The organism is Xanthomonas theicola, assembly GCF_014236795.1.
Taxonomy (GTDB): Bacteria; Pseudomonadota; Gammaproteobacteria; order Xanthomonadales; family Xanthomonadaceae; genus Xanthomonas_A; species Xanthomonas_A theicola.
This window is the reverse complement of record NZ_CP049017.1, coordinates 1,416,794-1,435,956: the sequence shown is the minus strand read 5'-3', so window position 1 is coordinate 1,435,956 and position 19,163 is coordinate 1,416,794. Positions and strand designations below refer to the sequence as shown.

Annotated in this window: 19 protein-coding genes and 5 pseudogenes; 11 read left to right on the top strand and 13 right to left on the bottom strand. The window is 70.5% G+C overall.

Translation table 11 applies throughout. The features are described from left to right. Positions 1-5: 5 nt before the first annotated feature. The 5 genes and pseudogenes from G4Q83_RS06500 to G4Q83_RS24500 all read left to right on the top strand — a co-directional run bounded on the left by G4Q83_RS06500 (position 6) and on the right by G4Q83_RS24500 (position 4,482). Positions 6-518, top strand: a complete 513-nt coding sequence (locus G4Q83_RS06500; protein ID WP_128419831.1) for a DUF2271 domain-containing protein — start codon at positions 6-8, stop codon at positions 516-518. Positions 519-560: 42 nt separating this feature from the next. Further along, positions 561-1,367 (top strand): DUF4198 domain-containing protein, encoded by an 807-nt coding sequence (locus G4Q83_RS06495; RefSeq protein WP_128419830.1) that lies wholly within the window; start codon positions 561-563, stop codon positions 1,365-1,367. Positions 1,368-1,410: 43 nt separating this feature from the next. Then, on the top strand, positions 1,411-2,403 hold the full coding sequence (locus G4Q83_RS06490) for an FAD:protein FMN transferase (protein WP_185817357.1): 993 nt from the start codon (positions 1,411-1,413) through the stop codon (positions 2,401-2,403). Continuing rightward, positions 2,400-4,029, top strand: a pseudogene (locus G4Q83_RS06485) (flavodoxin domain-containing protein). The gene G4Q83_RS06490 and the pseudogene G4Q83_RS06485 overlap by 4 nt, the downstream one beginning before the upstream one ends. 171 nt (positions 4,030-4,200) lie before the next feature. Beyond that, on the top strand, positions 4,201-4,482 hold the full coding sequence (locus tag G4Q83_RS24500; protein WP_158254996.1) for a hypothetical protein: 282 nt from the start codon (positions 4,201-4,203) through the stop codon (positions 4,480-4,482). A gap of 95 nt (positions 4,483-4,577) precedes the next feature. On the opposite strand, the gene G4Q83_RS06475 is transcribed toward G4Q83_RS24500, so the two are convergent. From G4Q83_RS06475 to ffh, 5 genes and pseudogenes are all read right to left on the bottom strand, one after another. Then, positions 4,578-4,844 (bottom strand): EF-hand domain-containing protein, encoded by a 267-nt coding sequence (locus G4Q83_RS06475; RefSeq protein WP_128419829.1) that lies wholly within the window; start codon positions 4,842-4,844, stop codon positions 4,578-4,580. A gap of 40 nt (positions 4,845-4,884) precedes the next feature. After that, the gene (locus G4Q83_RS06470; RefSeq protein WP_246432302.1) at positions 4,885-5,076 is read right to left on the bottom strand and encodes a response regulator; all 192 of its coding nucleotides are present in this window, start codon (positions 5,074-5,076) and stop codon (positions 4,885-4,887) included. Between the two features lie 139 nt (positions 5,077-5,215). Then, positions 5,216-5,854, bottom strand: a complete 639-nt coding sequence (locus G4Q83_RS06465; RefSeq protein ID WP_128419828.1) for a HutD/Ves family protein — start codon at positions 5,852-5,854, stop codon at positions 5,216-5,218. 311 nt (positions 5,855-6,165) lie between these two features. Beyond that, a pseudogene (locus tag G4Q83_RS06460) lies at positions 6,166-6,879 on the bottom strand (transposase); the annotation flags it as partial. Between the two features lie 92 nt (positions 6,880-6,971). Beyond that, positions 6,972-8,360 (bottom strand): signal recognition particle protein, encoded by a 1,389-nt coding sequence (ffh, locus tag G4Q83_RS06455; RefSeq protein WP_128419826.1) that lies wholly within the window; start codon positions 8,358-8,360, stop codon positions 6,972-6,974. A gap of 130 nt (positions 8,361-8,490) precedes the next feature. Here ffh and G4Q83_RS06450 point away from each other — a divergent pair, with 130 nt between their 5' ends. Continuing rightward, positions 8,491-9,285 (top strand): cytochrome C assembly family protein, encoded by a 795-nt coding sequence (locus G4Q83_RS06450; protein ID WP_128419825.1) that lies wholly within the window; start codon positions 8,491-8,493, stop codon positions 9,283-9,285. A gap of 162 nt (positions 9,286-9,447) precedes the next feature. Here the strand turns inward: G4Q83_RS06450 and G4Q83_RS06445 are convergent, their stop codons facing one another. Continuing rightward, complete coding sequence (locus G4Q83_RS06445; protein ID WP_128419824.1) at positions 9,448-10,500, bottom strand: aldose epimerase family protein; 1,053 nt, start codon at positions 10,498-10,500, stop codon at positions 9,448-9,450. 624 nt (positions 10,501-11,124) lie between these two features. Between G4Q83_RS06445 and G4Q83_RS06440 the strand changes: the two genes are divergently transcribed. After that, entirely contained in the window at positions 11,125-12,717 is a 1,593-nt protein-coding gene (locus G4Q83_RS06440; RefSeq protein ID WP_246432301.1) for an alpha-N-arabinofuranosidase, read from the top strand. A 98-nt stretch (positions 12,718-12,815) separates the two neighbouring features. On the opposite strand, the gene G4Q83_RS23090 is transcribed toward G4Q83_RS06440, so the two are convergent. Continuing rightward, on the bottom strand, positions 12,816-13,052 hold the full coding sequence (locus G4Q83_RS23090; protein ID WP_246432300.1) for a hypothetical protein: 237 nt from the start codon (positions 13,050-13,052) through the stop codon (positions 12,816-12,818). 393 nt (positions 13,053-13,445) lie between these two features. Here G4Q83_RS23090 and G4Q83_RS24495 point away from each other — a divergent pair, with 393 nt between their 5' ends. Then, positions 13,446-13,739 carry a helix-turn-helix domain-containing protein gene (locus G4Q83_RS24495; protein WP_128422014.1) on the top strand — a complete coding sequence of 98 codons (294 nt, stop codon included), beginning with the start codon at positions 13,446-13,448 and terminating at the stop codon, positions 13,737-13,739. Next, positions 13,628-13,927 (top strand): transposase, encoded by a 300-nt coding sequence (locus tag G4Q83_RS06430; protein ID WP_425509768.1) that lies wholly within the window; start codon positions 13,628-13,630, stop codon positions 13,925-13,927. The genes G4Q83_RS24495 and G4Q83_RS06430 overlap by 112 nt, the downstream gene beginning before the upstream one ends. A gap of 313 nt (positions 13,928-14,240) precedes the next feature. On the opposite strand, the gene G4Q83_RS06425 is transcribed toward G4Q83_RS06430, so the two are convergent. From G4Q83_RS06425 to G4Q83_RS23085, 3 genes and pseudogenes are all read right to left on the bottom strand, one after another. Further along, positions 14,241-14,846, bottom strand: coding sequence for a dipeptidase (locus G4Q83_RS06425; RefSeq protein WP_281402005.1), 606 nt, complete (start codon positions 14,844-14,846; stop codon positions 14,241-14,243). Positions 14,847-14,937: 91 nt separating this feature from the next. After that, positions 14,938-15,024: pseudogene (locus G4Q83_RS24040) on the bottom strand (hypothetical protein); the annotation flags it as partial. A gap of 2 nt (positions 15,025-15,026) precedes the next feature. Further along, entirely contained in the window at positions 15,027-15,401 is a 375-nt protein-coding gene (locus G4Q83_RS23085; protein ID WP_246432299.1) for a hypothetical protein, read from the bottom strand. A gap of 196 nt (positions 15,402-15,597) precedes the next feature. On the opposite strand from G4Q83_RS23085, the gene G4Q83_RS06420 reads away from it, so the two are divergent. Beyond that, on the top strand, positions 15,598-16,866 hold the full coding sequence (locus G4Q83_RS06420; RefSeq protein WP_128421667.1) for a cation:proton antiporter: 1,269 nt from the start codon (positions 15,598-15,600) through the stop codon (positions 16,864-16,866). Between the two features lie 43 nt (positions 16,867-16,909). Here G4Q83_RS06420 and G4Q83_RS24225 read toward each other — a convergent pair. Then, positions 16,910-17,508: pseudogene (locus G4Q83_RS24225) on the bottom strand (LysR family transcriptional regulator); the annotation flags it as partial. Here G4Q83_RS24225 and G4Q83_RS24965 point away from each other — a divergent pair. Beyond that, on the top strand, positions 17,473-17,970 hold the full coding sequence (locus G4Q83_RS24965) for a DUF2798 domain-containing protein (RefSeq protein WP_484632464.1): 498 nt from the start codon (positions 17,473-17,475) through the stop codon (positions 17,968-17,970). The pseudogene G4Q83_RS24225 and the gene G4Q83_RS24965 overlap by 36 nt on opposite strands. 186 nt (positions 17,971-18,156) lie before the next feature. On the opposite strand, the pseudogene G4Q83_RS06405 reads toward G4Q83_RS24965, so the two are convergent. Both G4Q83_RS06405 and G4Q83_RS23070 read right to left on the bottom strand, forming a co-directional pair. Continuing rightward, positions 18,157-18,420 (bottom strand): annotated as a pseudogene (locus G4Q83_RS06405) (glutathione S-transferase N-terminal domain-containing protein); the annotation flags it as partial. 215 nt (positions 18,421-18,635) lie between these two features. Continuing rightward, the gene (locus G4Q83_RS23070; protein ID WP_246432297.1) at positions 18,636-19,094 is read right to left on the bottom strand and encodes a glycoside hydrolase family 97 C-terminal domain-containing protein; all 459 of its coding nucleotides are present in this window, start codon (positions 19,092-19,094) and stop codon (positions 18,636-18,638) included. Positions 19,095-19,163 lie beyond the last annotated feature (69 nt).

Sequence of the window (19,163 nt, the reverse complement as noted above, 5' to 3'; positions counted from 1 at the left end):
CTCGCATGCGCGTCACCCTGACCATCGCCCTGAGCGGCCTGCTGACGATGCCCGCCTATGCGGCCACGCTGGAGCTGGACGTGGAGATCCCCAGGCTCAACGTCGCCGAATACCACCGCCCCTATGTCGCGATCTGGGTGGAAGGCGCCGACCAGCAGGTCGCGCGCAACCTGGCGGTCTGGTACCAGTCCAAGGACACCGCCGAAAGCCACGGCACCAAGTGGCTGCCCGACCTGCGCCAGTGGTGGCGGCGCAGCGGCCGCACCCTGCAACTGCCGGTGGACGGCGTCAGCGGCCCGACCCGCCCGGCCGGCAAGCACGCGCTGGCCTTCACCGACGCGCAGCAGCTCAAGGGCCTGGCGCCCGGCCAGTACACGCTGGTGGTCGAGGCGGCGCGCGAGGTCGGCGGCCGCGAGCTGCTGAAGATCCCGTTCGCCTGGCCGGCCAAGGCCGGCGAGACCGGCAGCGCGCAAGGCAGCAGCGAACTCGGCGCAGTGCGACTGACCGCCAGGCCGTGAGCGATCCCGCGCAGTTCCCTATTCGTCGCAAGAAGCAATCCCATGAAGCGTTCCCTCGTGCTGGCGCTGGCCGCCGCCGCGGCCCTGCCGTTCTCCGCCCTCGCCCACAAGGCCTGGCTGCAACCCTCGCAGACCGTGATCGCCGACGAGCGGCCGTGGATCACCGTCGATGCGGCGGTGTCCAACGACCTGTTCTATTTCAACCACGTGCCGCTGCGCCTGGACAATCTGACCATCACCGCGCCCGACGGCAGCGCGGTGCGACCGCAGAACCCGGCCACCGGCAAGTACCGCAGCGTGTTCGACGTGGAGCTGGCGCAGACCGGCACCTACCGCCTGGCCCTGGTCAACGACGGCCTGTTCGCGAACTGGAACGAGAACGGCCAGCGCAAGCGCTGGCGCGGCAACGCCGCCAGCTTCGCCAGCGAAGTGCCCAGGGACGCGAAGGACCTGCAGGTGGCGCAGTCGCTGGGCCGGGTGGAAGCCTTCGTCAGCAACGGCGCGCCCAGCCAGGCCACGCTCAAGCCCAGCGGCAAGGGCCTGGAGCTGGTGCCGGTGACCCATCCCAACGACCTGTTCGCCGGCGAGAAGGCCACCTTCAAGCTGCAGATCGACGGCAAGCCGGCCGCGGGACTGGAGGTGGAGATCGTGCGCGGCGGTACCCGCTACCGCAACGCGCAGGACGAACTGAAGGTCACCACCGACGCGCAAGGCAGCTTCAGCGTGACCTGGCCGGAAGCGGGCATGTACTGGCTGGAGACCACCAGCGAGGATGCCAGGACCTCGCTGCCGCAGGCCAGGCAGCGCCGGCTCAGCTACGTGGCGACGCTGGAAGTGCTGCCGCAGTGAGCGTCACCGCACGCCTGCCCGGTGCGTGGCGGCACGTCGCGGCATGAACACGCCGCTCGCGCCCCAGGCCGATGCCGAGACCGAGATCGCCACGCTCGGCGGGCAGAGCATGGGCACCACCTGGAGCGCGAAGCTGGTGCTGCGCCGCCGCCGCGACCTGCATCCGCTGCACGCCGCGATCCAGGCGCGGCTGGACGAAGTGGTGGCGCAGATGAGCACCTGGAAAGCGGACTCGGACATCAGCCGCTACAACCGCGCCGCCGCGGGCAGCGTGCAGGCGCTGCCCGCGGCATTCGCCGACGTACTGCGCTGCGCGCTGGACATCGCGCGGCGCAGCGACGGCGCGTTCGACCCCACCATCGGCGCGGTGCTGGGGTTGTGGGGCTTCGGCGCCGACGCCGGCAGCCGGCGCGTACCCGATGCGGATGCGTTGCGTCAGGCGCGTGCTGCCGGCGACTGGCGGCAGTTACGGCTGGACGACGCCGACCATACCTTGCGCCAGCCCGGCGGCCTGCGCCTGGACCTGTCGGCGATCGCCAAGGGCTACGGCGTGGATCTGGCGGTGCGCGAACTGCAGGCGCAGAGCGTGGCCAGCGCGCTGGTCGAGGTCGGCGGCGAACTCTACGGCTACGGCCGCAAGCCGGATGGACAGCCATGGCGGGTGCTGGTCGAGTCGGCGCCGGACGAGGACGCGCAGGCCGCGACGCCGCCGCGGGTGCTCGCGCTGGACGGGCGCGCGGTCGCCACCTCCGGCGACCGCTGGCACCGCTTCGAACAGGACGGACGGCGCTACAGCCACACCCTGGACCCGCGCAGCGGCATGCCGATCGCGGCGACGCTGGCGGCGGTCAGCGTGGTCGCCGCCGATGCGATGCAGGCCGATGCCTGGGCCACCGCGCTGGGCGTGCTCGGCGCCGACGCCGGCCTGGCCTGCGCCGAACGCGAACGGCTGGCGGCACGCTTCCTGCTGCGTGCTGGCGACGGCATGCAGGAGCGGCTCAGCAGCGCCTTCGCCGCATTATTGCTCGATGCATGACCCGGTCCCCGCCGCGTCGCAGTTGGAACACCGCCGGGCACGTGGCGACGTTCGCGCTGCTGGGGACGATCGGCTATGCGCTGCTGCGCCTGCACCCGCAGCCGTGGTGGAGCGGTGCGCCGTCGCGGCGGCGCATCGTCTGCGCAGCGCTGGCGACGGCAGCGTATGCAGCAGCCTGTCTATGGCGGTGGTGGCGCGACCGGCGCGGCGTGCAGCGGCCCGGCCGACGCGCCGACGCGCCGCTGCTGCTGGCCTGGGCCAGCCAGACCGGCTTCGCCCGGCAACTGGCGCTGCGCAGCGCCGCGGCACTGCGCGCGGCCGGCCAGGCGGTGCGCGCGCTGCCGTTGCAGAAGGTGGCCGCAGCCGACCTGGCCGGCGCGACCCAGGCCCTGTTCGTGGTCAGCACCAGCGGCGAAGGCGATCCGCCCGACCACGCACTGCCGTTCCTGCACCGGGCGATGGCGCAGCCGCAGGCCCTGCCGCGGCTGCGCTACGCGGTGCTGGCGCTGGGCGATCGCCGCTACGACCACTTCTGCGCCTTCGGCCGCCAGCTCGATGCCTGGCTGCGCCTGCACGGCGCGCATCCGCTGTTCGACCGCATCGACGTGGACGACGCCGACGACGCCGCGCTGCGCCACTGGCAGCAACTGCTCGGACAGCCCGCAGGCGGCGGCGAACAGCCCGATTGGCGCCCGCCCGCGTACCGGCACTGGCGCCTGCAGCAGCGGCGCGCCTGCAATCCGGGCAGCGTCGGCGGCACAGTGTTCGAGTTGGCGCTGCTGCCCGCCGCCGGCCCGCTGCCTTCCTGGCAGGCCGGCGACCTGGCCGAAGTCGGCCCCTGTCATGGCGACGCCGCCGTGCAGGCTTGGCTGCAGGCCAGCGGCATGGACGGCGCGGCGACGCTGCCCCGCCCCGGACAGGCAGCGACCACGCTCGCCGCATTGCTGGCACGCCGCCGTCTGCCGGATCCGACGCTGGCCGCCGGCACCGCGCCAGCGGCGCTGGCCGCGCGCCTGCAGCCGCTGCCGCACCGCGAGTACTCGATCGCCTCGATGCCCGGCGACGGCGCGCTGCGCCTGTTGCTGCGCCGGGCGATCCGTCCGGACGGCACGCCCGGCCTGGGCAGCGGCTGGCTGTGCGACGCGGCACCGATCGGTGCCGCGATCGCCCTGCGGCTGCGCCCGAACCCGAATTTCCATCCCCCGGCCGATCCGACCCGGCCGCTGATCCTGATCGGCAACGGCACCGGCATCGCCGGGCTGCGTGCGCACCTGCGCGCGCGCATCGACGCCGGCGCAACCCGCACCTGGCTGCTGTACGGCGAACGCCACGCCGCGCACGACGACCACTATGGCGAGGAACTGCGCAGCTGGCTGGCGCAAGGCGCGCTGCAGCGGCTGGACGCGGTGTTCTCGCGCGACGCCGGCGCGCACCGCTACGTGCAACGCCCTGCGTGCGGCCGCGCCGCAGCTGCGCGACTGGGTGGCGCACTGCGCGGCGATCTGCGTGTGCGGCAGCCTGCGCGGCATGGCCCCGGGCGTGGATGCGGTGCTCGAAGAGGTGCTGGGGCGCCTGGGCAAGGAGACCCTGCTGCTGGAAGGCCGCTACCGGCGCGACGTGTACTGAGGGCGCTGCATGCGGCGGCGGTTCGCAGGTCGCCGCAGCCTGGAGCGGAACTGCACAGCGAGATTTTCACCACCGAGCACGGCAGCCAGCCGCTGCTGCGCCATCGCCTGCGCAACACCGGCAGCGGCTGCGCCTTGCATGCGACTGCCATTCGCATGTGCACCGCGCACCATGCAGGCGCGCTTGGCGACCGGACGCGACCGGCCTGTAAAAATGCCGGCACCTCTGACGTTGCCATCATCGACGCGTCATGAGCGTTCTTCAGCTGTTTTCGTGCAACGGCGCCTGCGCAGCGATTCAGAGCCGAACGGCTTCGCACCATCGCGCGCGACCGACTTCATCGGCGCCGCCTGTCGCGACCGAGGTCGCTTCCACAACACCTCGCGCAACAGCCGGACCGACGCCTGCGCCAGCGGTTTACGCACCGATGTGGCGCGGCATTTGCCTGGATGATGCGCACGCTGCGTCGGCAACCTGGCGATGCCGCTCGCCGTGCGGCATCGGCGAGCCGCGAGCGGAGCATTCGCCGCCTGGGCGGACCGTCGCGGTCAGGCGGCGATAGAGAGCGACGTCGACGCGCTGCTGTCGCTGCCGAAGCCGCGGTACTGGTTCAACACCAGCCTGGCAGGCAAGGCATAGGCATCCTGCGCACTGCTGCTGTCGTCGTTGGAACTGGAGCCCGAACTGGAACTGCTGGTGCCGGCGCTGGCGGCATCGTAGCCCTGGCCACCTTGCAGCGGCGGCGGACCCATCGGACGCATGGCGTCCTCCAGCTCCTGCAGGCTGATCGACCCGCGGTGGTCGCTGTCGAGCATGGCGAACAGTTCGGTGCTATCGCTGTCCTGGCTGGGCGCGTCAGCTCGTCGCTGCTGATGGTGCCGTCGCCGTCGGTGTCCAGGCTGCTGAGCATCGTCGCAGCACCGCGTCGTAGCGATCCGCCGCCAGTTGCGCATACAGCTGCGGACCGCTTTCGGCATCGTGCGCCTGCAAGTGGAAACGGGCCAGACAATCGCAAATCCGGTCGCGCAAGGCCGCGTCGTCGTCCACGACCAATACCTGCGCCAACCACCTGCCGTTGTCTGAGGCCGCCTGTCCGGTGCCGGTCCACGGCTCCCGGATAGCCGCGTCCGCGCATTGAACGCGGTCGGCGCCGCCCCTGCAAGACCGGCGCGGCCGGCGCCGGCGCTCAGCGGGCAGCGGTCGGCAGCGGCTCGACGCGGATCGCCAGCAACTCGCCGCCTCCGGTCAACGCGAAGCGCTGCCTGGCATTGGCCGCCAGCCAGGCGCTGTCGCCGGCGGCCAGCGGCGGCAACCCGCCGGCCGCATCGAAATGCGCCTGCCCTGCAAGAAGATGAACGACCCAGCCGAGGCCCGGCCTGGCGAAGAACAGCATCGGCCCGACCAGCGGCCGGTGCAGCAACTGGGTGCGCAGGCGATCGCGGCGCCACATCAGGTTGAAGTCGTGGGTCGGGCCGTCGAGCAGTTCGCCGCGCAGCGGTCGCTCGCCGGCGAAACGCAGGCGCGCGTAGGGCGACTCCAGCAGATGGGCGGCGCCGTCGTCGAAGCGCAGGCGCAGGCCGGCGCCGCGCAGCAACACCAACTCCCGGTCGATCCCGGGAAAGGAGGAAAAAGCTGCATCCTGTTCGATCTCGGCGATCGACAGGCGCAGCAGCCAGTCGTCGCTGCCGGGTTGCGGCAGGCGCAGGATCTCCCGGGTCCAGCCCAGTCCGTTGCGCCAGCGCTCGCGGCGGTAGTCGTTGGCGGGGATCACCCGCGAGGGAAGCTCGCACCAGTCCATCGGCGCATTCTGCACGATCGCGGCCATGGCCGGCCGCCGGCGCGGCCGGCACGGTCACAGCGGCCGCCAACGCCGCCGCCGCAGGCCAGGCAGCCGTATTCCGCATCGGCGGGCAGGACCGGCGGCCCTGCCATAACCCAGCGAGAGCGCCAAATGCCGCCCCTAACAGGCTGCTGAAATACCAACAGCCAAGTCCTGCCGACCGCGGTGGTGTCGATTCCTGCGGCCATTGACGGTCGGACAAGCGGGCCTGGAAAGGTTCCTTTGCTCTCGCTCGTGCGGCATCCAGGGGGTCTGCACACCCCGATTCATGCCCTTGCTCCAATCGGCGCGCAGACCTAGCCCAGCGTGCGCATGCGCACCAAGTTGTAGGCCGCCATGTTCGGCACGAACGTCTGGTGCACCTTCTCCAGACCGCGCACCATCGCCTGCCGGATCCGGCCCACGGCCCTGGCCCAGCCGACCCCCTGCTCGATCAACTTGCCCTTGCGCCGGGAGCGCGCATGGCCCTCGCTGGCCGCCACCGCGTCCGCCGCCGCCGAACGCCGGCCTGACGTGTTCTGCGCCACATGCGGCACGAGCTTCGGTTCATCCAGCGCCTGGATGAGCGCGGCTGCGTCATCGCCCTTGTCCGCTCCCCGCGTCAGCACCGCCTCCGGCGCTGCCGCCTGCCCAGCATCGGCGATCATTGCCTTGGCCGCCTCGCGTTCAGCGTCCCCATCGGCCCGCCTCGCCCGCGCATTGGCGATCAGCCCATGCCGGTTGTCGCGCAGCGTGCGCCCGCTGTAGCGCAGTTCGCTGGCCCTGTTGCCCTTGCCATGCAGCCGCGCATCCGCATCGCGAGTGGAAACGTGCGTTGCGTTGCTGCGGGACTGTCCACGGAAATCGTCGCCGTCCTCGTCATCGCCATCCTTGCGCTTGAAACGCTTGTGCCCGGCCCAGGCCTGGATCAACGTCGCGTCCACACGGAAATGCTCGCCCGACGGCCCACCGCATCCATCGGCGATCTCCAGCACTTCATTGGACAGCGCGATCACCGCATCGTGTTCGATCGGTTGGTCAGGTAAGTCTATGGAAGACGGGGTTCTTCAGCAGCCTGTTAGGGCGCCGGCGCTCCTTCTTCCAAGGGCGCCGTTGCACGGGCTCAGCGGAACGGCAGGCCGCCGCGGCCGCCCATGCCGCCCATGCCGCCCATCATGCCCTTCATGCCGCGCATCAGGCCCTTCATGCCGCCGCCGGCCATCTTGCCCATCATCTTTTCCATCTGCTGGTACTGCTTCATCAGCTTGTTGACGTCGGCCGGCTGGGTGCCGGAGCCGCGCGCGATGCGGGCGCGGCGCGAGCCGTTGAGCAGGGTCGGGTTGCGCCGCTCCTTTCTGGTCATCGAGCCGATGATCGCGATCATCCGCGGCACGTCCTTGTTGCCGGCGACCTGCTGCTTGAGGTGCTCGGGGATCTGGCCCATGCCCGGCAGCTTGTCCATCAGCCCGGACAGGCCGCCCATGTTCTGCATCTGCTCAAGCTGGTCGCGCATGTCGTTGAGGTCGAATCTCTTGCCCTTGGCGACCTTCTCGGCGAGCTTCTGCGCCTTGTCCTTGTCGACCTGATGCTCGACCTGCTCGACCAGCGACAGCACATCGCCCATGTCCAGGATGCGGCTGGCCAGGCGGTCGGGGTGGAACACGTCCAGGCCCTCGGGCTTCTCGCCCACGCCGATGAACTTGATCGGCTTGCCGGTGATGTAGCGCACGCTCAGCGCCGCGCCGCCGCGCGCATCGCCGTCGGTCTTGGTCAGCACCACGCCGGTCAGCGGCAGCGCCTCGCTGAACGCCTTGGCGGTGTTGGCCGCGTCCTGGCCGGTCATCGCATCGACCACGAACAGGGTTTCGGCCGGGTTGATCGCCGCGTGCAGGGCCTTGATCTCGCTCATCATCGCCGCGTCGATGGCCAGGCGGCCGGCGGTGTCGACCAGCAGCACGTCGACGAAGGACCTGCGTGCATCGGCGATCGCGGCGCGGACGATGTCCACCGGCGGCTGCGCGGCCTCGGACGGGAAGAACAGCACCCCGACCTGCTCGGCCAGGGTCTTGAGCTGTTCGATCGCGGCCGGGCGGTAGACGTCGGCCGAGACCACCATCACCTTCTTCTTGCGCTTTTCCTTCAGGTGCTTGGCCAGCTTGCCGACCGTGGTGGTCTTGCCCGCGCCCTGCAGGCCGGCCATCAGCACGATCGCCGGCGCCGGCACGTTGAGGTTGAGGTCGCTGGCGGCCGAGCCCATCACCGTGGTCAGCTCGTCGCGCACGACCTTGATCAGCGCCTGGCCCGGGGTCAGGCTCTTGAGCACTTCCTGGCCGACCGCGCGCACCTTGATGCGCTCGATCAGGGCCTGCACCACCGGCAGCGCGACGTCGGCCTCGAGCAGCGCGATGCGCACTTCGCGGGTGGCTTCGCGGATGTTCTCCTCGGTCAGGCGGCCGCGCCCGCGCAGGCGCTGCATGGTGCCGGAGAGGCGTTGGGTGAGGGATTCGAACATGCGGGCCGGTCGCAGACGGGAAACGGTCGCCGATTATAGCCGTGCCCGCCGGCGATCCCGGCGACGGCCCTGGGCGGCCCGCCGCGGCACCCGCGCCACCCGCGCAGGCCCGATATGCGAAACTGGCGCGATGCTCATCGTGCTCCTCGCCACCCTGCTGTACCTCGCCGCGGCCGGCCTGCTGGTGGGTTCGGTGGTGCGCGACCGGGTCGAGCGCAGCCACGGCTGGCTGTGGGCGGCGCTGCCGGCGGTGGCGCTGCATGCGGCCTACCACGTACAGGTGGCGCTGCACACCGCCGGCGGGCCGGACATGCACTTCTTCGCCGCGCTGTCGCTGGTCAGCCTGGGCATGGCGCTGATGACCGCGCTGGTCGGCGCCAGCGGCCGGATGGCGGCGCTGGGCGTGGTGGTGTTCCCGCTGTCGGCCGCGCTGCTGCTTGCCTACCACTCGCACGGCCACGAGCCGGCGCCGCTGCTGGACTGGCGGCTGCAGCTGCACGCATGGATGGCGCTGCTGGCCTACGCCACGCTGGGCATCGCCGCGCTGCTGGCGGTGATGCTGTGGCTGCAGGAACGCGCGCTGCGACGCCGCGACTTCCACCCATGGCTGCGCGCGCTGCCGCCGCTGACCGCGCTGGAGACGCTGCTGTTCCGCACCATCGTGGCCGGCTTCATTCTGCTGACCCTGACCCTGCTGACCGGGGTGCTGTTCGTGCAGGATTTCCTGGCGCAGCGACTGGTGCAGAAGACCGTGCTCAGCGTGCTGTCGTGGATCGTGTTCGGCGCGCTGCTGTTCGGCCGCTGGCGTTACGGCTGGCGCGGCATCAAGGCGGTGCACTGGACGCTGGCGGCGATGCTGTTGCTGCTGCTGGCGTTCTTCGGCAGCAAGTTCGTCATCGAACTGGTGCTCGGCCACCCGCAGTAGCGGCGGCGGCTCGGCATTTGGGAGGCAATGCATCCCCTGCAGGAATGGCTTCGGCCGCGACAGTAATGTTTCCGCACCCGGAGTCTCCTCGGCGCCGGCGCCGCCGCTGAAGCCGCTCCTAAAGGAAGCGCCGTATCGGCCGGCAGCGAGCTGCATCGCACCTCAATCTGCCAGCGCCGCCTCCACCGCCTCCCAGTCGGCGCCTGCGCCGACCTCGGCGAAGCGGTATTCGATGCGGTGCCGGTAGATCTGGCCGGGACGCAGGAGGGTGTCGGGAAAGCCCGGCTGGTTCGGCGCATCCGGATAGCCCTGCGGCTCCAGGCACACGCCGCGGCCCAGGCCCGGATGCTGGCGGTCCAGCCAGTGGCCTTCGTACAGCTGCAGCGCGGGCATCGCACTGGCGATGCGCATGGCCACACCGCTGTGCGGCGAATACAGCACGGCGCTGCAGTCGCGCGCCTGCGCCAGCACCAGGCAATGGTCGTAGCCGCCGCTCAGGCGCAGCTGCGGATCGGCGGCGATGTCCTTGTCGGCGATGGCGCGCGGGCTGCGGAAGTCGAACGGCGTGCCGGCCACCGCGGCGATCTCGCCGCTCGGCAGCAGCGCCGCGTCGGCCACCGGCAGGTAGCGGTCGGCCGGCACCCGCAGCCACTGCGCCGCGGCGGCCACGCCGGCATCGCCGGCCAGGTTGAAGTACGGGTGATGGGTGAGATTGAGCGGGGTCGGCGCATCGCTGTGCGCGGCGAACTGCAGTTCCAGCGTGCACCCATGCACGCGGAATTCGGCGCTGACCTGCACGGTGCCCGGATAGCCCTCCTCGCCGGCCGGCGAGTCGTAGCGCAGGTGCAGGTGGCGCGTGGACTGCGCCTGCACGGTCCACACCCGGCGCCCGAATCCGAGCGCGCCGCCATGCAGGTGATTGGCGCCCTCGTTGGCCGCGAGCGCGTAGCGCTGTCCGTCCAGCTCGAAGGCCGCGCCGGCGATGCGGTTGCCGAAGCGGCCGACCAGCACGCCGAGATAGGCCGGGTCGTGCAGATACGCGTCCAGCGTCGGCAGGCCGAGCACCAGTTCGGTACGGCCGCGCGCGGTGTCCAGGCTCAAGCTGCGCAGCAGGCCGCCATAGGTCAGCAGTTCCGCGCGCAGGCCCGCACCGCTGTCCAGGACCAGGCGTTGGATGGCGGTACCGTCGGGAAGCTGGCCGAAGATCGATGACATGCGGGGGTCCTGGTTGGGTGGGCGCGCGTTCCACGCGTGCCGCGCAGCATAACCAGCGCGGTCGGTGGCAAGCCATCGCCGCGCGAGGACGCGGCCGGTCGCGCAGCGACATCGCGATCCCGATGCGGCGCGGAACGTGCGGCCCAACACAAACACCGACATCTGCGGCATCGCAGCATTGCAATCCCCATATCGATGCGCCGATTTAAATCATTGGTCGGCCATCCGGCGCTCCCCTATCCTCGATGCGCGCACCGGGGAGCGCATCGGGACGGCGCGGCAACACACGGCGCCGCATCGCCGCACCCGCAATGCGAATCGGCTATAGCGGCGAGGATTTGCGTCATTAGGTCGCGATACGCCGGCCTGCCTATGCTCGAACCGCGGCCGGGGACCCGCCGCCGGATGGCTGCCGTGCCGCCGCACCATCACCGGTCACAAGGACTGCGATCTGCACCGATACCGCCACCATGCCGTGCCCTGCCAGCCGCCACTGCCGCGGCGCGCCGCGCGTGCGCCGGGCCGCGTTGTCCCATCGCATGCGCCGCGCGCATCCCGTGCCGTTGCACACCGACGCGGCGTGCGTGCACGCAACCGCCATCCCATCCACTTAGGAGACCCACGATGCTCTCGACCCGCGCACTGAAGAACGCTGCGCTGCGCTGGCGGCGACGCCTGCCGCTGGCCGCCGCCGTGGCCGCGCTGACCTTCGGCGCCGGTCTGGCGCAGGCCGCCGACGTCGAGGTGCGCGGCACGCTGCACGCCGACCAGCCGGGCGCGCAGGTCTCGCGCAACCTGTTCGGCCAGTTCGCCGAGCATCTGGGCAACGGCATCTACGGCGGCGTGTGGGTCGGGCCGGACTCGAAGATCCCCAATACCCGCGGCTACCGCAACGACGTGGTCGCGGCGCTGAAGGCGCTGGAGGTGCCCAACATCCGCTGGCCCGGCGGCTGCTTCGCCGACGAATACCACTGGCGCGACGGCATCGGCCCGCGCGCCAAGCGCCCGACCAGCATCAACACCCACTGGGGCGGCGTCGAGGAACCCAACAGCTTCGGCACCCACGAATTCATGGACTTCACTGAGCTGGTCGGCACCCAGGCCTACGTGGCCGGCAACGTCGGCGACGCCGCGCCGGACGAGATGGCGCAATGGGTCGAGTACATGACCGCGCCGACCAAGTCGACGCTGGCCAACCAGCGCCGCGGCAACGGCCGCGACGCGCCGTGGAAGGTGCCGTACTTCGGCGTCGGCAACGAGCTGTGGGGCTGCGGCGGCAACATGCGCGCCGAGTACGCCGCCGACGTGTATCGCCGCTACCAGACCTTCGTCAAGGCGCCGGCCGACCAGAAGATCATCAAGATCGCGCCCGGCCCCAGCGATGCCGACTACCACTGGACCGACGTGATGATGCGCGAGGCCACCAAGTACATGGACGGGCTGAGCCTGCACTACTACACCATCCCCGGCGGCTGGCCGCCGCGCGCGTCCTCCACCGATTTCGACGAGACCGCGTGGATCGAGACGCTGTCGCGCACGCTGCTGATGGACGAGCTGATCAGCAAGCACAGCGCGATCATGGACAAGTACGACCCGGGCAAGAAGGTGGCGCTGGTGGTCGACGAATGGGGCACCTGGTACAGCGGCCTGCCCAACGTCAATCCCGGCTTCCTGCGCCAGCAGAACACGCTGCGCGACGCGCTGGTGGCCTCGCTCAACCTGGACATCTTCGTGCAGCACGCCGAGCGCGTGCGCATGGCCAACATCGCGCAGATGATCAACGTGCTGCAGGCGATGATCCTCACCGACGGCGACAGGATGCTGCTGACCCCGACCTACCACGTGTTCGCGATGTACAAGCCGTACCAGGACGCGACCGCGCTGCCGCTGCAGATCAAGACGCCGGACTACAAGCATGGCCAGTACACGGTGCCGTCGGTGCACGGCTCGGCGGTCAAGGCCAAGGACGGCCACGTCTACGTGGCGCTGACCAACCTGGATCCGAACCGCGCCGCGGCGGTGGTGGTGAGCGTGGACGGCGTGCAGGCCAGTGGCGTCGGCGGGCAGATCCTGACCGCGCCGACGATCACCGCGCTCAATACCTTCGAACAGCCGCGGGCGGTGCAGCCGGCGACGTTCGGCGGCGCCAGCCTGCAGGGCGGCATGCTGAGGGTGGCGCTGCCGGCCAAGGCGATGGTGATGCTGAAATTGCACTAGTCGCGGACGCCTTCGCGCCTACCCGCCCGCTGCAGGGCGCGGGCAGGTCGTCCGAACCGCGCCGACGCAGGTCGGCGTGGTTTTTTTGTGTTCGGCGATTACTCCTGCGAGTCGGACAGCCGCGCAAACAGCGATTCGCCGGCCGGCGAGATCAGGTCGCTGACCGCCCAGCAGCCGTTGCCGCGGCGCTGCAGTTCGATCTTCACCGTGCCCGCGCCACCGAGCGCCAGCCGATAGTCCATCCGCACCTCAAGCACGGTGGCCAAGGATCCGCCCGACACCAGGGTGAAGCGTGGCGCGCCCTCGATGTCGCGCCGTCCTGCGCGTTGGTCCACCGGTCCTGGTCGAGGCGGCAGATGCTCTCGCGCTCGGCGCAGGCGAGTTCGGTCTTGACCGCATGGGCGAAGGACGGCGTCAGCCGCCCGTCCAGGTTCTGCGGCCGCCGATAGAAATCGCGCGCCTGCTACAGCCGCTAGGCTGCCGGGGATGGTATTGCGCCATTGGGTGGCGGGGAGGGGGATGGGGTGTCGGGTTGGCGGTAGGAGCAGCGGGGTAACGGCCGTGGATGGATCCTGGATCTGGTGCCGCAGGCCGATGCCGCGCATCGTTGCTCGGGTTGCCACGAGGTGGTCAGCGCGATCCACGATTGCAGCGTGCGTGGTCTCCGCGACCTGCCGGTGTTCGAGCATGCGGTGGAATGACGGGTACCGCGGTGGCGCCTGGCCTGCATGGGCGGCGGGCCGCGTTCGGAGCGCCTGGATTGGCTGGATCGGCACGCCGGCCCGACGCGCCGGCTGGCCGACAACGTGGCGCGGCTGTGCACGGCGACCTCGACCGTGCAGGCGGCGCGTTGGGTCGGGCTGGCCTGGACGCACTGCTGGCAGCCAACCGCGCCTTGCTGGCGGTCTACCTGCTCAAGGACGACCTCAAGCAGCGATGGCGCTGCCGCAGCCAGGCGTGGGCGCGCAAGATCTGGAAGAGCTGGAAACCTCGTGTCCTGCGCAGCGGCCTGGAGCCACTGAAGGTCTTCGTCGGCCGGCTGGAGCCGTACCTGCTGGGCATCCTGGCGCACTGTCGCTGGCCTCTGGGCACCCATCTGGTCGAGGGCGTCCACAACAAGATCAAGGTCATCAAGCGCATCGCCTATGGCCACCGCGATGATCACTCCTTCTTCCCCAAGATCAGGGCGGCCTTCCCCGGACTTGGGTGAAGAACCATAAAAAAAGCACCCATCGGGTGCTCGGCGGCGGCGGCGGATCGGCGGCGGCGGAGCGCTACGGCTCGGCCCGGTCCATCCCGCCAGGCAGGCGCACCCGGCCCGCGCTGCCGCGCAGGGCGTGGTTCGGCAATGTCAGCAGCGATGCGTGCGACATGGGAGAGCAGGCGCTACGGTGGACGAGGACGCACGTCTGGACCGGCGCCGCAAGCGGGTCAATGCGTCCGGCGCCGCGCCGCTGGAACACTTCGGCGCGGCGCATGCAACGACGCGGCCGGGCCGCTCGCCGGCGTTGCCGCGGCGTGCGTCAGGCGGCCCAGATCGCGCCGAATACCCGGTCGAAGTTCAGCCCCAGCACCTTCTCGATCACCCGTGCGCCGTCACCGTGGCGCAGCAGGCCGTCGGCCACGCGTTCGAGCTTGCGCACGGTGTCGACGTCGGGCAGGCACGGGGTGCGGTTCTCGCCGGGCGCGCCGACGCCGTCGCGGCGGCGCTGCTGCATGTGCAGGTCCATCTCGTGCACGTCCTGCTCGGTGACCGTGAAGAACATCGAATCGGTGCCGATGCCGACATGGCCCTCGCCGCGCACGTCCAGCGCATGCCGCATGTGCCGCAGGTAGTCGGCCAGCTGCGGCTGGCGGCTGTCCTCGATCAGGAACGGCAGCATGTAGATGCCCGTCATTCCGCCCTTGTCGGCCAGCGCGCGCATGTCGCGGTCGAGCTTGTTGCGCGGATGCGCGAACACCGCGCTGTAGCCGGCATGGGTGAAGACCGGCGGGCGCTGCGACAGCGCGATGCCCTCGCGCGTGGTCTGCGCATTGGCATGGCTCGGGTCCAGCGCCACGCCGAGCCGGTTCATGCACGCGATCGCCTCGCGCCCGAGCGCGGTGACGCCGCCGGCATCGCCGTCCAGACAGCCGGTGCCGAACGGCGAGGCATGGTAGGGACAGCTGCATCACGCGCACGCCGAGCTGGCGCAACAGGTCGATGCGCTCGGGCCTGTCCTCCAGCATCGTCGCCGATTCGAAGGAGAAGATCAGCGCGATCCGGCCTTCGCGCTTGGCCGGCTGCAGATCGTCGTGCTGCAGCACTTTCAGGAAGCGCTGGGATAGTTCCCGACCAGCGCCTGTGCGGCGGCAATGTCCTTTACCGCCGCCTCGAAGTCGCCGTCGGCGCCGCCCAGCGTGGTCTTCAGCGCGGTCACGCCGCAATCGCGCACCTGGCGCAACCGCTCGTCGCTGTCGTCGTCGGAGGCCAGCTGGCCGATCCAGGCCAGGGTGTTGACGTCGAGCACCAGCGCGCGCCGGTGCAGCGCCTCGGCGTCGGTCGCGCCCGAGGCGTTCTTGGTCACGTCCTTCGCAGCGGGTGCCGTGGCGCCGCCCGCCGTGGCCGTGCCGGGCAGCAGCCCCGCCAGCAGCACACCGCCGGACAGGCCCAGCCATTGCCGCCGCATCCATGCCTGGCTCATCGCTCCCTCCCGTGCAATCAAGTGGTGGCGCGCTGTTTGGCCGGCATGGCCGGGCGCGCCGGCACGCATAGCCCTGCATCCGGCGCACGGCGGTCAGTGCCGAAAGTCCTGCCGCCGCGCGCGCCGGGCGCCGGCCTGCGTGGATTTCTCCGCGCCACGCTCCTATCATCGGCCGACATATCAAGGATGCGCGCCCATGACCACCCCGCAGATGTCGGTGTATTTCTTTCTGCAGGCGGCGGCGATCCTGCTGATATGCCGGCTGGTCGGCCTGCTCGCCAAGCGCGTGGGCCAGCCGCAGGTGGTGGGCGAGATGATCGCCGGCGTGGCGCTGGGGCCGTCGCTGTTCGGCTGGCTGCTGCCGGACGTGCAGCAGGCGCTGTTTCCCAGGCAGACCCTGGACATGCTGTCCGTGGTCGCGCAGTTCGGCGTGGGCCTGTACATGTTCCTGGTCGGCACCGACTTCCGCGGCGACCATTTCCGTGCGCGCTACCGCAGCGCGATGAGCGTGTCGCTGGCCGGCATCGCGGTGCCGTTCGTGCTCGCCTTCGCGCTGGTGCCGTGGCTGCTGCACACGCCGGGCCTGTTCTCGGCCAAGGCCAAGACCCTGGAAGCCTCGCTGTTCCTGGGCGCGGCCATCGCCATCACCGCCTTCCCGATGCTGGCGCGGATCATCCACGAGCGCGGCCTCACCGGCAGTCCGCTCGGCACCCTGGCGCTCACCGCCGGCGCGGTGGACGACGCTGCGGCCTGGTGCATCCTGGCCATCGTGCTGGCCAGCTTCGGCGGCAGCTGGAGCAGCGCCTACCTGGCGATCGGCGGCGGCGTGGGCTATGCGCTGTTCATGCTGCTGGTCGGCCGCCATTGGCTGCGGCGCCTGGCCGACCACGTGCGCCCCGACCAGCCGCTCAGCGCCAGCGTGCTGGCGGTGGTGCTGATGCTGTTCTGCCTCAGCGCCTGGGCGATGGACGCGATCGGCATCCATGCGGTGTTCGGCGGCTTCCTGCTCGGCGCCTGCCTGCCCAAGGGCGCGCTGACCGAGAAGCTGCGCGAGCAGCTGCAGCCGTTCGTTGTGGTGTTCCTGCTGCCGATGTTCTTCACCTTCTCCGGGCTCAAGACCCAGCTCAGCGTGCTGCTGGATCCGCAGATCCTGCTCGCCGCCGGCGCGATCCTGCTGGCCTCGTTCCTGGGCAAGGGCATCGCCTGCTGGGCCGCGGCACGCGCCAGCGGCGAGAACAACCGCGACGCGATGGCGATCGGCGCGCTGATGAACGCACGCGGATTGATGGAGCTGATCATCATCAACATCGGCCTGCAGGCCGGGGTCATCGAGCAGGGCCTGTTCTCGATCCTGGTGCTGATGGCGATCGTGTCCACGCTGATGGCCACGCCGCTGTTCAACTGGGTGATGCGCCACGCCGCCGCGCACGATGCGGTGCCGGCCGTGGCCGGCGGCAGATCATAGCGCGGCGAACGCAGCCTACGCCGGGAGACGCGCATGCCGGCGGCAGGCAGGCGTGGCCCTTCAATTGCTCCGGCGTGGTCGGCGTGCCGGCACGCGCCAGGTACCCCGGCGCGGCACAGAACACGAACGGCACCGCGGCGATGCAGCGCGCGACCAGGCCGTCGTGCAGCTGCGGTTCGATGCGGATGCGGATGCCGACGTCCACGCCCTCTTGCCCGTGATCGACGCGACGCGCTGATCGGCGCTCAGCAGCTCGATCGACAGGCGCGGATACCGCGCCGCCAGCGCCGCCAGCGCCGGCAGCAACGGCAGCAACGGCGCCAGCACGTGCCGGCCGAACGCGGCGGTGCTGGCCACGCGCAGGCGCCCTTCCGGCGCCGCCTGCGGGCCGGCGACCGATTGCCGCGCGCGCTCCAGGTCCAGTTCCACCTGCCGCACCTGCTCCAGGTACAGCGCGCCGCGCTCGGTCGACGCCAGGCTGCGCGTGGTGCGGTTGAGCAGGCGCACGCCCAGGTGCGCCTCCAGCCGCGCGATGTTCTGGCTCACCGCCGCCCTGCTCACGCCCAAGGTCCTGGCGCCGCCGGCGCCGCTGCCGGCCTCGGCGGTGTGGATGAAACTGCGGATGGACTGGAGGATGTTCACTACGCAAGCCGGTATACGCGATGCATTCGTAAGTTACCGTTTACAAAGTCGCAAGCCGCACGCGCCTCCTGGCCCTGCGATCGGCTTGCTAACGTACCGCCTCCCGAGCCGTCCGGCCGGCAACGACCACCGAGGCATCGCCCATGCAGGATTGCGACATCGCCGCGCCGCCTGAAGCTGGGGGTACGCGCCACCCCGTTCGTGTTCGCCTTCTACATGGCCGCGATCATGGCCGTGCTGATGTGCCTGGTGATCACCGCGGCCAATGCCGGGCTCGGCGGGGACTATCTGCAGCGTGTGCTCGGCGCCTACCGGCTGGCGATGCCGACCGCGTTGTGCTGCATCCTGGTGGTGCGGCTGGTGGCGTCGACGGTGCATGCGCCGTGGCAAGTGCCTTTCGGGGGCCGTGCCTGCACCAAGCTGATCATGAAGGGAGCGTGGCGATGGCGGGCTTGCCGGTGAGTTCCTGTCGCGGCTGATGGCCCGAGGCCACCCGGAGCCGCTCGCCTGATTGCCGCAGGCAAACCCACCAAAGTCGCCATCGTCGCGTGCCTGCACAAATACCTGCGGTGGCTCAAGGCCATCGCGCGCGATCGAGCGACTACGCGCCTCCTACGCTCGCTTCTGCATGACAGTTGACTCCTACACCGGATCTTCAAGGTACAGCGTGCCCGGCGCATAGCGCGCGGCCAGGTAGCGCACGATGGCGTTGGATTCCCACAGCGCCAGGCCGTCGCGGTCCTCGATGGCCGGCACCAGGCCGTTGGGATTCATCGCCCGGTAGTGCGGATCGTCGGTCTTGCCGAACGCGCCGCCGGCCTCGATCGATTCGCAGGCCACGCCGATTTCCTCGGCGCACCACAGCACCTTGCGCACGTTGCTCGAATTGTGTCGGCCCCAGATCTTCAGCATGGCAGCGCTCCTGTCGCGCGCGCCAATTCTATGCTGCCGCATCCGCACCTGCGACGCCGATGCGTGCAAGTGCGACCGTGCTGCCAGCGATGCAACGGCGCAGCGTCAGCCTGAGCCGACGCTGCGGCATCCCATCCCAGGCAATCCTCGCCACCGGCATCGGCAGGCGCTGCTGCGGCCGTGCCCGTCCCTGCGCGCGGCAGGAGCAGGCACGCTCAGTCGAACTGCAGCACGAAGCCGCTGCGCGCCGGCAATGCCACTTCGACGCTCTGCGGCGGCCCCATGGCGATGCGGCGGCTGGCCAGGCCCAGCGGGCCGTCGCCATCGACGATCAGGCGCGCGCCGACGCCGAGCTCGCGGAGATCGAGCCGCAGCGTGCGCGGCTGCGCGTCGGCGTTGATGCCGGCCACGTACCAGCGCGCGCCGCCGCGCCGCGCAAACACCGCCAAGCGCCCGGGATAGCCGTCCACATAGCGGCTGTCGTCCCACGCCGAGGGCAGTTCGCGCAGCAGCGCGCGCACCTGCGGCGCGGCCTTTTCCAGATTCTCGGGCGTCTCGGCGTAATGCTCGATGCCGGACACGAACAGCACCGTCTCGGCCAGCTCGAACCCCGGCGTGGTGCGGCGTTGCACCTTGTCGTTGAGCTTGACCAGGGCCAGCGGGGTGAAGTCCATCGGGTCGAACCGTTGCGCGCGAACGGCAGCATCGCCGCATGCGCCGGCACCTGGTCGGCGTTGGCCTGC

What these genes read in the sequence shown, in the direction of transcription:
- G4Q83_RS06500 (WP_128419831.1), top strand. Translation starts at nt 6, where the DNA reads ATGCGCGTCACCCTGACCATCGCCCTGAGCGGCCTGCTGACGATGCCC.
- G4Q83_RS06495 (WP_128419830.1), top strand. Translation starts at nt 561, where the DNA reads ATGAAGCGTTCCCTCGTGCTGGCGCTGGCCGCCGCCGCGGCCCTGCCG.
- G4Q83_RS06490 (WP_185817357.1), top strand. Translation starts at nt 1,411, where the DNA reads ATGAACACGCCGCTCGCGCCCCAGGCCGATGCCGAGACCGAGATCGCC.
- G4Q83_RS24500 (WP_158254996.1), top strand. Translation starts at nt 4,201, where the DNA reads ATGCAGGCGCGCTTGGCGACCGGACGCGACCGGCCTGTAAAAATGCCG.
- G4Q83_RS06475 (WP_128419829.1), bottom strand. Translation starts at nt 4,844, where the DNA reads ATGCTCGACAGCGACCACCGCGGGTCGATCAGCCTGCAGGAGCTGGAG.
- G4Q83_RS06465 (WP_128419828.1), bottom strand. Translation starts at nt 5,854, where the DNA reads ATGGCCGCGATCGTGCAGAATGCGCCGATGGACTGGTGCGAGCTTCCC.
- ffh (WP_128419826.1), bottom strand. Translation starts at nt 8,360, where the DNA reads ATGTTCGAATCCCTCACCCAACGCCTCTCCGGCACCATGCAGCGCCTG.
- G4Q83_RS06450 (WP_128419825.1), top strand. Translation starts at nt 8,491, where the DNA reads ATGCTCATCGTGCTCCTCGCCACCCTGCTGTACCTCGCCGCGGCCGGC.
- G4Q83_RS06445 (WP_128419824.1), bottom strand. Translation starts at nt 10,500, where the DNA reads ATGTCATCGATCTTCGGCCAGCTTCCCGACGGTACCGCCATCCAACGC.
- G4Q83_RS06440 (WP_246432301.1), top strand. Translation starts at nt 11,125, where the DNA reads ATGCTCTCGACCCGCGCACTGAAGAACGCTGCGCTGCGCTGGCGGCGA.
- G4Q83_RS24495 (WP_128422014.1), top strand. Translation starts at nt 13,446, where the DNA reads ATGGGCGGCGGGCCGCGTTCGGAGCGCCTGGATTGGCTGGATCGGCAC.
- G4Q83_RS23085 (WP_246432299.1), bottom strand. Translation starts at nt 15,401, where the DNA reads ATGAGCCAGGCATGGATGCGGCGGCAATGGCTGGGCCTGTCCGGCGGT.
- G4Q83_RS06420 (WP_128421667.1), top strand. Translation starts at nt 15,598, where the DNA reads ATGACCACCCCGCAGATGTCGGTGTATTTCTTTCTGCAGGCGGCGGCG.
- G4Q83_RS23070 (WP_246432297.1), bottom strand. Translation starts at nt 19,094, where the DNA reads ATGGACTTCACCCCGCTGGCCCTGGTCAAGCTCAACGACAAGGTGCAA.